Consider the following 13,012-nt stretch of genomic DNA (forward strand, 5'->3'; position numbering starts at 1 on the left):
AGACGTAGGCGTTGTTGCACAAATGCCGTCCTCAGCTAGCGTTGGCAGGGGAGATGAGTGGGACTAGCTGGAGTCGGCGCTAATACCGCACAACAACTGGAAGGCGTACAACGCCGCGTTGAAGGCGCGAGGGGACCTGACCATCTGGCCAGATAGGGGCATGCAGTGGCTAGCCCCGCCCACGGGCAAGCGTGGGCGTTGCCAGAAGTTCTCAGATGCAGCCATCCAGTAGGTTGGGGCGGGCTATCTGGAAAAGATGGAACGGCTACCACCGAAGGTCTCTGGTGTAGACCAAGATGAATTGCTTCAAGCGTCTGGCCTTGCACGCCGGTCATGGTATCGCAGCACAGAAGATACACGGCCCGCTGGAAATGAATGGTCACCTTGCGTCCCTTTGCGCATCGCGAATGCTCTGTGCAATCGCATCCGCCATGTGCTGTACGAGTTTCTGCGTGGCTTGGGCCAGGGCGTCCACACTGTCTCCGGACACGGGCTCGCTCAAGGCAAGTTCACGGGACATGGCTCGCTGGCCCTTCACATGCCGAAGTGTCCAGCTGAAAGCAGCATCCACGCGTTGGGCGCTTACAGCGTCAAATTGCCTCAGCTGGACGGAAATGCGATAGGTCGCAGGAATGCTTGCGCTTGAGGTTCTTGATTGATCGGTGGCCCCCAGACGGGATGCAATACCTGAGGAGAGTGCGTCGCGCAGTTCATTTTCAAATGAAGCAGCCCAGCGATGTTGCTCCAGGATCAAAAGCTGCGCGCTTGCTGAACCATTGCCTTCGCGCACCACCAGTTGAGGGCGGGCCAGGCGCTCCGGTACGGCAACCGGCGCCAGTTCGATGGCCAGCGGCTGGTCGCCTGGGGCTGTCACCGCAACAGATGCCGTTGCCTGGGGGGCCAATGTATAGAAATGAGTCCGCGAACTGTTGTTTGCGCAACCCATGAGAAGGGATGCGATCGCAGTGGCGGCGAGGATGTTCTTCATGGTGTAGGGTCCTTTGGCTTTCCGCGCAGCAGGGAATCAGGGCGATCTGCAAGGTAGTCCGTCAAGATTCGAACAGAGGTAGCCGCGCGAGTCAGCTCCTGAAGCACCTGGCGCATGTCCTGCTGCAAAGGCGCGTCCGTAGCCAAAGCACGGTCCGCGTTGTTGACGGCCTTGCGTGCATCCTGCAGGGCTGCACTGAGTTCCGGAACCACGTCCGAGTCCACTCTTCGCATCGTCTGATCCGCGCTGGAGAGGGTCTTGTTGAGTGTATTGAGCGTCTTTCGAAGGTCAGCGGCGATCTCGCTGTAGGGAACCTTGTTGAGTTTGCCCACGATTTCCTGCAACTGGGTCTGCAATTCATCAAGCGATCTCGGCATGGTTGGCAGCTCGATGGGCGAATCGTGAAGATTGATCTTGACGCTTTCTGCCTTGGGGAAGAAGTTCAGCGCAATATAGAGTTGCCCTGTCAGCAGGTTGCCGCTGCGCAACTCCGCGCGCAAACCCTTCTGGCTCAGGAATCGCAGCCGATCAGCGTCCTGGCTGGATTCCTTGGACCCCGCTTTTCCTTGCAGGCGATCGGGGTAGATGCGTGCCAGTACGGGCATCCGGAACTTGCCTGCTACCTTGTCATATTCGACGCTGATGGATTTGACCTCGCCGATTTCGATGCCCATGAAGTCAATCGGCGCCCCGGGCGCCAAGCCCCTGAGGGACTGACTGAAATGCATCAGAACCAGTTGGGAAGGTCCGTCAGGCATCTTGAATGCGGTGGCCTGATCGGGAGACAGGGTGAAGCTGGCGTTCGCGTCTGCAATAGCTCCGGCTGCATCATCTGGGGCGCCAAAGGCAACGCCGCCGAGCAAGGCCGTCGCCAGAGACTGGGTTCGGACGGTAAAACCGCTGGCGCTCAACTGCGCCTCGACACCGCTGGCGTGCCAGAAGCGTGTATTCGTACCCACGAACCTGTCATAGGGCGCATTGACAAATACCTGCAGACTGACACCGCTGCCATCCTTGTTGAGCTCGTATGTCGTCACCTGCCCAACCATGATGCGGCGATAGTAGACGGGAGAGCCAATGTCGAGTGATCCCAGATCTGCCGTGGTGAGACGGAACTGGCGGCCATCGGTACCGCGAGTAATGGGGGGAGGGGCTTCCAGGCCAATGAATTCGTCCGTGGTTTCTTCAGCCACGCCTGGATCGGCGCCGATATACGCACCGGACAGAAGCGTGCCCAGGCCAGAGACGCCTGATACATCCAGCCGAGGGCGAACCACCCAGAAACGGCTGTCTTCGGAAAGAAAGGCCTTGGCGTTCTTGTCCAACTGAACCAGCGCGCGCACATGAGACTGGTCGTGCGCCAGCCGGATGTGTGTCACAAGGCCGACTTGCACGTCCTTGTACTTCACCGCGGTTTTTCCCGCTTCCAGCCCTTCCGCCGTCTTGAAGGTGAGGATGATTTCAGGACCCCGGTCCTGCACCATGCGTATCAGCAAGGTGATGCCGATCAGTGCTGCAACGATGGGGATCAGCCAGATCAATGAAGGAAGCCAGCTGCGCTGTCGTTCAATATGGCTTGCCGACACGGAGGGGGCAGTAGGTGGTTGCTTGTCGCTCATAGGGCTTTTGATTCAGTTGTACTTGTTCTTGGCTCAGGCTCCAATGGAGCGTCATCCCACATCAGGCGCGGATCAAAGCTGAGGGAGGCCAGCATGGTTAGCACGACAACTCCCGCAAAAGCGGCAATTCCCAAGCCCGCAGTGATTTGCGCGAACCCACGGATCTGGACCAGCCCGGTGAGCAGCGAGACCACAAAGACATCCAGCATCGACCAGCGGCCAATGAACTCGACGATGTGATAGAGCGCCGCTCGCTCTTTGCGCCGCCAGCGACTGTGCGTTTGTGTCGTGACCAGAAGAATGAACAAGGCCACCAGCTTGAACAAGGGAACCAGAAAACTGGCTATGAAAATGACGGCAGCCAGCGCGTAGGAGCCGGATACCCAAAACAACATCACGCCGCCCATGATGGTGTCTTGCTGCACCCCAAAGATCGTGCGCGTGATCATTACTGGCAGCAAGTTGGCGGGCACGTAAAGAATGCAGGCGGCAAGCAAAAATGCCCAGGTCAGAGCCAGGCTCTGCGGCTTGCGCCGATGCAGGTGTGCACCGCACCGTGCACATGGTTCTCCCTCTTGCGCATCCTGCCAAACACAGCCGCACTGCAGACACGGCCACAGTCCCTGATGGGAGGCGGTAAATGCACCAGTGTTCTCATCCACCGAAGTGGTGGCTTGCGTTCTCATGGACGGGCCGCCTTCGAATCTTTGGACCGTAGAGTGGCGAGTTGCCAAAACTCACCGGGATTGAAAGAAAGGACGACCGTCAGCAAAACGGTGAGAACCGCAAATGCAAGCAAGGCCGGGCCCAGCACGACGTTCGCCAGGCTATAGAGCTTGACAAGGGCCACCACGATTCCGAGGAGAAAGACCTCCACCATGCCCCAGGGCCTCAGCGACTGAAGTAGACGCACCAAGGCCACAAAGCCTTGTGGATGGCGATCAAGGGACAGGAACGCCAGAAGATACGCAAGGATGAGCAGTTGCGCAACCGGAAACAACAAGGTGGTCAAAAGCACCAGAAATGCGACCAGCGACATCCCTTCGGCGTACAGCATCGACACCGCTCCGAGCAAGGTCGTCTCACTACGCAGGCCGCGAAACTGGATCTCGACGATGGGAAAGAAATTGGCGATCAAGAACATGATCAATCCGGCGAGGGTCAGTGGAAGGATCTTCTGGCGCAATTGGCCAGGATGGCGCTCGAGTTCCGTCCCGCAACGGGTGCATCGCGCCACCTCCTGCGGTTGCAGTGGGGTACGCCCATAGACTGCATCGCAGCCGGTACATACCAGAATATCTTGAGCCTCCGTCATCAGCTTCCCTGTCCAGGTTCTTCTTGATAGTGGATTTGTAATCTCAGACCACTCTTTTAACACCATTTCCTGCATCAACTCGGGTCTTTGGCTGCCATTTGCAGAGGCCATTCAATGGGATCTCCCTGTTCGATGATCCTGGGCCGATCAACCCATGTGCAGGTACAGCATGGCTGCAGCGACCGCGCCGGCAATGGAGCCAAACACCGGGACCGGTGAGTACGACCAGTTGCTCCCGCCTTTGCCTTTGATGGGCAAAACAGTATGGGCGAATCGCGGCCCCATATCTCGCGCAGGACTGATGGCGTTGCCTGTGGCGCCACCGAGGGACAGCCCCAATCCCCACACAAGAAATGCCACAGGAATCGCACCCAGCGAGCCCATGCCAATTGGGGTAGTGGCTTGTTTCGAATAGATCGATACTTCGGCCCCCTGAAAGTGAAAGATCACATAGACGAGAACAAATGCACCGATGGCCTCACTGATGAAATTGCGCGGATAGTGCTTGATGGCAGGGGCGGTGCAGAAAACGCCGAGAATTGTCTCGGGTTGCTCGCGCGTGGCATCAAAGTGGTCTTTGTACATGCTCCATGTGATGATCGATCCCAGCGTGGCCCCGACCATCTGGGCAAGCACAAACATCGGTACCTGGCTCCATGGAAATTTGCCGGCCGAAGCCAGACCAATGGTGACTGCAGGATTCAGGTGTGCGCCGCTAATGGGGCCGGCTACGACCACGCCAACGAACACAGCCAGAGCCCAGCCTGTGGCGCCGACCATCCATCCTCCTTCGTGGCCAAAGGTTCCCTTCAGACTGACGTTGGCATTCACGCTGGTGCCAATGAGCAGCACCAGCGAGGTTCCAATCAGCTCTGCCGCAAATGGAGTCATGGATTTCTCCCGGTTTGCTATGGCGCCTGCATCATCTGGCTATCCAGGCCAGAGCCTGCATGCCGGGCAGGAAGCAGTACTCGCCACCTCGAACGGTAACGAATGCGGGCAGGCCGCTCAGGCGTCTGCGGATCGGCTTGTCCGGGATGGTGTAGGTGCCTGTGCCGTCGTTGTTGCCGACCAGTGCATCCTTTTCTTCACCCAGCCCGACGAAGTCACCATTGTTGATCCAGACCTGCTGAACGAACTCGAACTGCTGCGCAATGCTGGCGCCCATGAAGATGAAAACGATGCCACGCTCCACGCCGTCGTCATCCATGGCATCTTCGGGAAGTACCGGCCCATATGCCGCACCGCGCCGCAGCACACGATGGATACGCGGGTTGACAATTGAATCCGCCAGCCCGTCTCGCGGATTGGTTCGGCGTATGTGCGAACCCAGAGGGCAAATCAGGCCTTTGGGATCGGATGCATAGACGAAATTGTCATTGCGCTGCGGATCCGCTGCCAGGTCTGGATCATCTTTCTCCGGCGCGAGCATCAGTGGCGCGCCACTTCTCCAGCGCCCGACGATCTTGGCGGCAACCAATTCTTCATCCTCCTTTGAGCGCGCATTGGAGCGGAGGAAACGGCGAAAGGCCGCCACATCTGTATGCAGTTGGCGAAATGCCAGGAAGCTGCCGTTGCGTGTCAATGCCTGGGGGCCGGGCAGGGGGGTTATGCCTCCGGATTCGTTGGGGTAACCCAGCAGGAACTCTCCGGGCAGAATACTGTCTTGCCCGGGGTGAGGAACCTGGCCGCTGCCGATCACAAGCGGGTCGTTGATTCCGTCCCGATACCCGAAGTGCTCACGGCCCGTCGGAGGTACACCGACATCCAGGTGATAGACCACGGTGACTCCGCTCATGCCATGTGCAATCTGCAATGGCTCCTTGAGTTCAGCCTCCGTCTTGCTGGAGATCATCACCCCGATGTGTACTTGCCCGGATCCGAAAGGAGCGATCCATGCCGAGGGATCGCTGGCGCCGTAGTCGCCCAAAACCTGCTTTCGCGCAGCCATGCCAGCACAAAATTCGTCGGGGAAGTGCGACAGGTCCTCTGCAGGAACGCCCATGGCCAGCAGTCCTTCATGCGTGAATACGATGTTCAGTGTGAAGGGTCTGGGCACTCCCCAGTCGCTCGCGCTGGTGACGTGGGGCAGCACCTGGCGCAAGGATGCCTTGGCGGCCGCGACGTCGTCAACGCGGTAGAGGATGTAGGCGCCGTGGTACTTGTCCGGGCGGCGCCGCAGAATGGTGCCCTGGATGTCTTCGAGCTCCAGGGTGATCTCGGCATTTGCGCTGGCCATGTTCAGCTCTGCGCAGCATCCAGCAATTGGCCAAAGATCCTGGAGACCTTGGTCGCACGTGTCACATCGCGCACCGTGGATTCATCATTGGACGCGTACCAGACGCTGGCCTGCACCTGGTATTTCTCGATATAGGGCAGTGCATCAGGTGAAGCCAGGCCCGGATAGCCGTCGGCCACATCCATGAACATGTGATCGATCCAGGGGGTCGCAAACTTGATCACATCTACAACGTACGGTTTGAATTCATCGCTGTACGCTGCCGCAAACAGGATCTGCGTGTCGTTGTTGATCAGGCAGACACGCAGGTTGTATACGGTGCCCAGCTTTCCTTCCCAGTAGGCGGCTTCGATCTGGGCCTTGACTGCGCGCTCATAGAAAATCTCGGCACCGCCGGGTCTGACTGGTGCGACCAGCGTGAATTCGGCAATATTGCCGACGCGCAAGCCCACGCCATCGGTCTGTACGCGAACGGGTTGGTGAACCTTCTCAATTTCGTCAGCGGAGACTGACGAAGAAATAGGGGTGTAGTTTTCCAGGGACATGGGGCACCTCTGTGCTGGGCACGATAAAGAAACGAAGGTGTGAAAGACGATGATCAGATGCTGGACGCACTCTTGGGCTCTTCGCGCTTTTGGTCGTTGAGCTTGTGACGCAGAATCGAGGCGCGTCGATAGACCTCCTTGCGCGTTCGCTGCATGTTCCCTAACGGGGCATGCTCTGCAGTGACTCTCCAGGGAGAGAAGGACAGCGCGTCCATCTTGTCCAGGTTTTCCGCGCTGGAAATATCCTGTCTTGGAATTCTGAGCTTGGCCACCGTCACATAGGGAGACAGCGCCTCAGGCCATTCGACCGTCAAGTCTTCCACCGGCATGCGATCCAGATCCACACAGAGTTGAACCTGAATATCGAATTCGTGGCCGTGTTCCTGTAGCTCCGCAACCAAGGCCGGTCGATAGACTTCGCGCGCAGACTTCAAATCCAAGGAACGCCTTGTGACTTTGTCCGCATAGGCCTGTACCGGAGCAAAGCGCACTTTGGCGACATAGTTGCCATGCCTGACAGACCCCATCGTCCAATAGGTGGACAGCAACAGGTTGATGGGTGGGTTGGAGACGGTTTTCAGGAACGCCAGAAACTCATCCCACGCCCATTGGTCGTCCGGGAGCCTCCCTTTTCCGGTGACCCATTCCTTGAAGAATCGATGCGCTCCCACCTTTCCTTGCGAAAAGTACTTTGGCGCGTCAATGAATAGCTCCTGAATAAACAGGTAGTGTTCGACCGTGTTGCAGAAAAAGGTCGGTGCATTGATGCAGGCGTAGTCGAAGGTTTTCGTGTCGGGTTCATCCTCCAGAAGTGTGGGGCCGTCGATATCAAAGATTTTCAATGCAAGACCGGTTGCGGTGCTGAGTGTGGCATCGGCGCCAGCATGCGGCGCACCATTGGAGAAGCGAATTACTGCCTCATGTCTTCCCGGTCGGGCGTAGATGCCCTGTGCGTATTCCGGGGGCAGGTTCCCCAGTATTTCCACTTCGCCCTTCACCATTCCGTAGCCTTGAGCGTGGGCATCCCGAACCGCTCGGCCCGTGCCCTCGGTGGTTTTCGAGGCAGCGATGAATTCCTCGGTCTTTTTGATGATGGTTTGGAGGCTTGTCTCGAAGTCAGGGTCGGTGGCCTCTACTTCGGGCGTGTACGGAACAAACTTAAGCGCCATGTTGTTCTCCTCGATGGCTTCTCCGTCGTGGGTGTACACCACATGCATGGTGTGATCTTGAGCGCTGTACTGTTCGTAACGCGAATACCTATCGCGTCACAATTCCGTAGCAGCGCGGTATAAATTTGCACTATTGATTGACTTGCATCAATACTATTTAGTATTTATCTATTGAAAAATATTTGTTGATTTGAAACAAATTGAATCAGAACTCAACGCAATGTTGAAAGCTTGGGAGGTTCAAGTGTTGAGCGGCTTCTGAAAAGATGATGCCTGCGTTATCCGTGCATGAGGCGGCTGACCATGCCATGCTGCTTCATTCATCAGGAACGCCCGGGCTCCTGCGACGAGGTTCCGTTCTGAGTCCGGCTAGGCCCTGCACCCGTGGTTGGGAGATACGTGGCCGCTACTGCATGGGCGATAGTTCTGCAAGGCAGAGATTGCGGCAGCTGCGCTGTGGCTATGGCTTGTCCATCGCGTATCCACCGCCCAAGGCTTTGATCAAGGCAATGTCGGTTGTCAGGTAGGCGGATTGCGTTTCCACTTGTTGAATTTTTTCATTGATAAGCGGAATGCGTGCCTGCCGGGTTTCGGTTCGCGAGATTTTCCCGCGTTGTAGCCGAGCGGTCGCATCTGCCACCAGTACTTGCCGGTTTTGAATTTGCCTGGCGTCTATGGATGCCTGCTGTTCCAGGCCTTGTATCTGGGTCGCTGCCGAGGCAACTTCTCGTACTGCATTGAGTACGGCTTGGTTGTATTGGGTAATCAGAACATCGCTGGCCGTTCTGCTCTTTTTCAAATTGGCATTGAGGCGGCCGCCGTCAAAAATGGGCAAGGTCAGGCCAGGCAGCAGCAAAAACTGTCGGTTGGTAGAACTCGCGATATTGTGAAGATCAATGTGGTTGATGCCCAGAAATGCCTTGATGTCGAAGCTGGGGTAGAAGGCTGCCTTGGCGACATCGATCTGATCGAATGATGCCTGAACATACCAGCGTAGGGCTACCAGGTCAGGGCGGCGCGAGAGGAGGTCGTAGGATAGGTCGCGTGGCAGAGCCGGGGTTGTCATTGGCAGCGGCTTGGCTATGAGGTTAAGGGAGCGGCTTGCGGGGATTCCTGCCAATGCCCTCAGCGTTTCCTGCACGACCTGGGACTGTGTATCGAGTAGCGCGATGGTTCTCTCGATCTGCTGCAGTCTGGCCTCGCTGTCTGCGATCATGGTCTGGGTGGCAAGACCATTCATCTTTCGGCTCCGGTTTGCACTCACCGCTTCGTTCAGAATGTCTTTCACCTCCTGCAGCAGTTTCAGTTTTGCATATGTCGCCTGCAGGCTGAAGTAGGCGGAGGCGATGCCCGTGGCGAGCTCCAGTTCAACGGCGGCGCTCTGTGCAAGCTGGGCGTTTTCCGCCCCTATGGATGCCCGCACCGCTGAGGCCTCCAGGCCCCAGAAATCAAACGAGTAGCGTCCGATGAGGCCTGCGGAATACACACTGCCAGTCCTGGTGCCGGTTTCATAGCCAATGTCGTCGAGTCCGGGAACGGGCAGCCCCAGATTGACGTCCCCTTGACTGCTGGACCAACGGTAGCTGGCTTGCGCCGTGCCAGCAATGCTCATGGAGGTCATTGCCTGCGCCTGTTGAACTCCTGCTCTTGCCTGTTCCAGCCTCGCGCGTGCAACCTCCACCGAAGGGGCACCATCCAAGGCCTTGTCAATCAGCTCATCCAGGCCTAAATCGTGGTACTTGGTCCACCACCTGGCTTGAGGCCAGCCGTCACTTGCCAGATGAATCTGGGATGCCAGTTGAACATCCTGGGCCTGCAGCATTGCCCGAGGTCCCGAGTCCTGCTGGCGCCATGCACAGGAGGTAAGCACCATCGCTGCAGCAGCGAATGCAAGGACTCTCATGGTGGAAGAATTGCGAAGGTCTGTGGTCATGCCCAACTCGCCGTTCAAGGTGATTCAGGGGCCGGCAGGGCCAGCAACTGGTGTGTGGCAGAGCCTGCTTCAAAGAGTTTATGCAGAAGCAGGAGATACGCCTGGCTTGCCTGGTCTTGGCTGGCCTCGGACTTGGCCAGTTCGATCTGAACAATGAAGCCACGAGCCTCAAGCGCTCCAGGAGCTTCAGACGTGGAGTCAGGCCCCTCCTGGAAGGCAGCTTTTTGGTCGAGTGCATCTGCAAGCAGTTTCTGCAGATCCAGAAGTGTGCGCACCTCATCAGGGCTGGTTTCATGCTGGTGAACCGCGTGGGCGAGAGCATACCCCCCGGCGGCGCTGAGCAATTGCCTTAGTTTTGCAAGGTACAGCTGTTGTAGATGCATGTTGGTGCGAGGGGTACGGGCGTTCCAGGCTGGTTCAAGAGCGATGCGGCCCAGCATGCTCTGTGCTTCGGCCAGGGCAGGCAATGCCTCAAGCAAGCTGGTCCGGGCTTGCTGGTCTTGTTGCGCGGTTCCCATTTGTCTCAATGTCTGCGCGCCTAGCTGCAGGAGCTGCCGAATCCTCGCATGCAAGGCTTTCGCTTCGGATTCCGGCCATAGGCTGGTTTGCAGGAAGAATGCGAGGCCAATGCCCAATCCGATTCCGATGACGCGGTCGCGGATATCGACCAGGTCGGTGCTGGGCCAGAAGCCGCCCAGCATGGTCAAGGCAAAGGTAAAGGCCAGCTGTATGCCGATATAGCTCACACTCGGTGGTCCGGATGCGATGTACGCGGCCAGTGCCAGCACGGGTATGCATATCAGCAGCAAACCGAAAATCGTCTGCGCCTGCGGGACAAAGACAATGGTTGCAATCAGAGCGCAGGCGGCACCAATGACGGCACCCATGACTCGCAACACCATCTTGGAGCTGGCCGCGCCGGGTGAGGGTTCGGCCACTATCAGGGCTGTCAGGGCCATCGTGTGAATCCCACCCCAGTCAGCGCCTGTGTAGACAAGGTAGCTGATGAACACACCCAGGGTGGTCTTGATGGCGAACTCCGTGTACATGGGGTTGGACCAGGCATCAGGCGCCAACATGCCGGAGGCCTGCTTGGTGGGGGCAGGGGTGGTGGTGTCCTGCACACGTTGCGTGAGCCTGATCAATGTATGCCACATACCCGTCGCAGCACTGTTTGTCGCCAGCCGCGCATCGGCGCGTTCTGTGGCATTCAGCGTGAATGGGGTTTCGTTCTGGATGGAATGGTCCAGGCGTGCGATAGTACCGCGCAGCAGGCTGACCTCCACGGTAAGGGTCTGGTCTCCAGGCTCCGCAACGCTGGCTCGTTGTCGCGCAAGCTCTTCCGCCTGGATCTGCAGCAGGGCGATTGCAGCGGCATAGTCTTGGTGTAGAGCCTGGCGGGCGCGAAATTCTGCATTCCGCATCCATGAAAAGCGCATGAGCGTCTGGAGTCTCGTGTAATTGTTCAAGGTGTTTGCTGCGGTCGGCTCCTGCCTGTTGTTGCGGGTACGGGTGGTGCCCCCCAGGATCTGATCAACAACGGTCAATTGCTCGTGCACCAGTTGTTTGAGCTGAGAAAGTGGTTCTACAGGCCACAAGAAGGCATTGATGATTGCGCACAGCACCAGGGGGTACAGGCATGCCATCCACACCCACAGGCAGGCGCGGACCAGGAGCTCTGCACTGGGAATGCTGTCCAGATACTGCTGGGAAGCCGCCAATGCAATCCCCACGATGAAGAAGATCTTTCCAAGTTTGCTGGCCCGCATCAGAAACGCACACAGAAAGATGAGCGCGGTGGAAGCGCCAACACGTGCAGCAGGACTTTCGTACGCAAACAGCAGAATCAGCAACACCGCGCCAATGGCCAAACTCACAATGATGAAGCCGAGTTTTGTGAGCAGGTTGACCACCACGACGTTTGACTGGGTGGCCATGAATACAACAAACAGCGAAAGGCCCAGCAGGGGCAAGTGCAGGCTCATCGCCAGCACGATCACCACCGTGGACGCGAGTACGTATCTCAGTGTGTGGCTCCAGCGGCCCGAGAAGGGGCGCAGCCCCTGGATGATCACTTCAAAATGGCGTTGACCCGCTGTCGGGCCGGGTGCTGCATCGGTTTTCATCGAACAGGCCTTGGCAATGTTTAACGAGCACTGTTTTTGTGCAGGATGACAGTTGCGGAAGCACCCAGGCGAAATAGTTCCGGGTCTGGTTCAAGGACCTTGACTTTCACAGGAAAGCGCTGCGATACATGAACCCAGTTGATGCTCTTTGAAACCCTGGGCAGGCCTCCCAGCAGGCTATTGCCTTCCGATGGATTGACCCCCCACGCAATGGAGTCGACTTCCGCTTCATAGGTGCGCTTGGTGTCTGAGAGCAGATAGACCGTTGCGCGCGTTCCAGGCCGGACATCCTTCAGGTCTCCCTCACGGAAGTTCGCCATGACATACCATTCTTCCGCATCAATCAGGGTAAAGACCGCCTTGGCAGGAGAGACGTACTGCCCCACCTTGGTGTCCAGGGAAGTCACCCTGCCCATGAAGGGCGCTGTGACGGTGGCGTATTCAAGGCGCAGCGACTCTGCCTCCATTTGAGCTTCAATCACGGACTTCTGCGCGATGATCGCATCAACGCCCTGGATGCCGGCGACGGCTGTCTGGCCTTGCAGCAAAGCGGCTTGCAACTGTGCCTGGCTTGCCTTTTGGGCCGTCCGGGCACGGTCTACCTCTTCAGCCGAAGCGAACCCTTGGCCGAGCAATGGTTCAATCCGCTTGAGGGAATCTGCCGCCTGCTGGGCATTTGCTCTCGCTGCTTCGACATTCGCATTCACCGACCGGGCATTGAGCGCTTGTGCATTGACGGAACGCTGTGTCAGTTCAATCTGCTTGTCCAGTACCAGCAACTGGTTTTTCGAGACGTTCAGCGCCGCTTCGAATGGACGAGGGTCTATTTGAAAAAGCACGTCGCCAGGTTTGACAAGCTGGTTGTCGCGTACCTTCATTTCAATGATGCGGCCCGATACTTCCGGAACGATGGAGACTGTATCGGCAAACGCATAGGCATCATCGGTGCGCGGCGATGTCTCCGTGCGCCAGATTGCGTAGGTGACGGCACCTATTGCAAGCAGTACCAGAACCAGAGGGAAGAGGCTTTTCTTCTTTGGGTTTTTTCTATCGGACTCTGTCATCGGATTACCTGACT

Annotated in this window: 11 protein-coding genes and 1 pseudogene; 1 reads left to right on the forward strand and 11 read right to left on the reverse strand. The window is 57.6% G+C overall.

What is annotated here, in order from left to right; all coding sequences use genetic code 11:
- Window positions 1-53: 53 nt before the first annotated feature.
- Window positions 54-229 (forward strand): annotated as a pseudogene (locus tag ACH2DG_RS04430) (transposase); the annotation flags it as partial.
- 150 nt (window positions 230-379) lie between these two features.
- Here the strand turns inward: ACH2DG_RS04430 and ACH2DG_RS04435 are convergent.
- From ACH2DG_RS04435 to mdtN, 11 genes are all read right to left on the reverse strand, one after another.
- Window positions 380-988 (reverse strand): membrane integrity-associated transporter subunit PqiC, encoded by a 609-nt coding sequence (locus ACH2DG_RS04435; RefSeq protein WP_395024486.1) that lies wholly within the window; start codon window positions 986-988, stop codon window positions 380-382.
- Window positions 985-2,607: an intermembrane transport protein PqiB gene (locus ACH2DG_RS04440; protein WP_395024487.1), complete on the reverse strand. Its 1,623-nt coding sequence runs from the start codon at window positions 2,605-2,607 to the stop codon at window positions 985-987. Before ACH2DG_RS04440 ends, ACH2DG_RS04435 begins: the two co-directional genes overlap by 4 nt.
- On the reverse strand, window positions 2,604-3,293 hold the full coding sequence (locus tag ACH2DG_RS04445) for a paraquat-inducible protein A (RefSeq protein WP_395024488.1): 690 nt from the start codon (window positions 3,291-3,293) through the stop codon (window positions 2,604-2,606). Before ACH2DG_RS04445 ends, ACH2DG_RS04440 begins: the two co-directional genes overlap by 4 nt.
- A complete protein-coding gene (locus ACH2DG_RS04450; RefSeq protein WP_395024712.1) occupies window positions 3,290-3,922 on the reverse strand; it encodes a paraquat-inducible protein A in 633 nt (210 codons plus the stop codon). Before ACH2DG_RS04450 ends, ACH2DG_RS04445 begins: the two co-directional genes overlap by 4 nt.
- Before the next feature lie 147 nt (window positions 3,923-4,069).
- Complete coding sequence (locus ACH2DG_RS04455) at window positions 4,070-4,813, reverse strand: MIP/aquaporin family protein (RefSeq protein ID WP_395024489.1); 744 nt, start codon at window positions 4,811-4,813, stop codon at window positions 4,070-4,072.
- 31 nt (window positions 4,814-4,844) lie between these two features.
- Window positions 4,845-6,161, reverse strand: a complete 1,317-nt coding sequence (locus ACH2DG_RS04460) for a Dyp-type peroxidase (RefSeq protein ID WP_395024490.1) — start codon at window positions 6,159-6,161, stop codon at window positions 4,845-4,847.
- Between the two features lie 2 nt (window positions 6,162-6,163).
- A complete protein-coding gene (locus tag ACH2DG_RS04465) occupies window positions 6,164-6,706 on the reverse strand; it encodes a hypothetical protein (protein ID WP_395024491.1) in 543 nt (180 codons plus the stop codon).
- A 53-nt stretch (window positions 6,707-6,759) separates the two neighbouring features.
- On the reverse strand, window positions 6,760-7,923 hold the full coding sequence (locus ACH2DG_RS04470) for a catalase family protein (RefSeq protein ID WP_395024492.1): 1,164 nt from the start codon (window positions 7,921-7,923) through the stop codon (window positions 6,760-6,762).
- Window positions 7,924-8,335: 412 nt separating this feature from the next.
- The gene (locus ACH2DG_RS04475) at window positions 8,336-9,808 is read right to left on the reverse strand and encodes an efflux transporter outer membrane subunit (RefSeq protein WP_395024493.1); all 1,473 of its coding nucleotides are present in this window, start codon (window positions 9,806-9,808) and stop codon (window positions 8,336-8,338) included.
- A 14-nt stretch (window positions 9,809-9,822) separates the two neighbouring features.
- Window positions 9,823-11,811, reverse strand: a complete 1,989-nt coding sequence (locus ACH2DG_RS04480) for an FUSC family protein (RefSeq protein ID WP_395024494.1) — start codon at window positions 11,809-11,811, stop codon at window positions 9,823-9,825.
- Window positions 11,812-11,954: 143 nt separating this feature from the next.
- A complete protein-coding gene (gene mdtN, locus ACH2DG_RS04485) occupies window positions 11,955-12,998 on the reverse strand; it encodes a multidrug transporter subunit MdtN (protein ID WP_395024495.1) in 1,044 nt (347 codons plus the stop codon).
- Window positions 12,999-13,012 lie beyond the last annotated feature (14 nt).

The sequence above is a fragment of the Comamonas odontotermitis genome, assembly GCF_040396735.1.
Lineage (GTDB): Bacteria > Pseudomonadota > Gammaproteobacteria > Burkholderiales > Burkholderiaceae_C > Comamonas > Comamonas odontotermitis_C.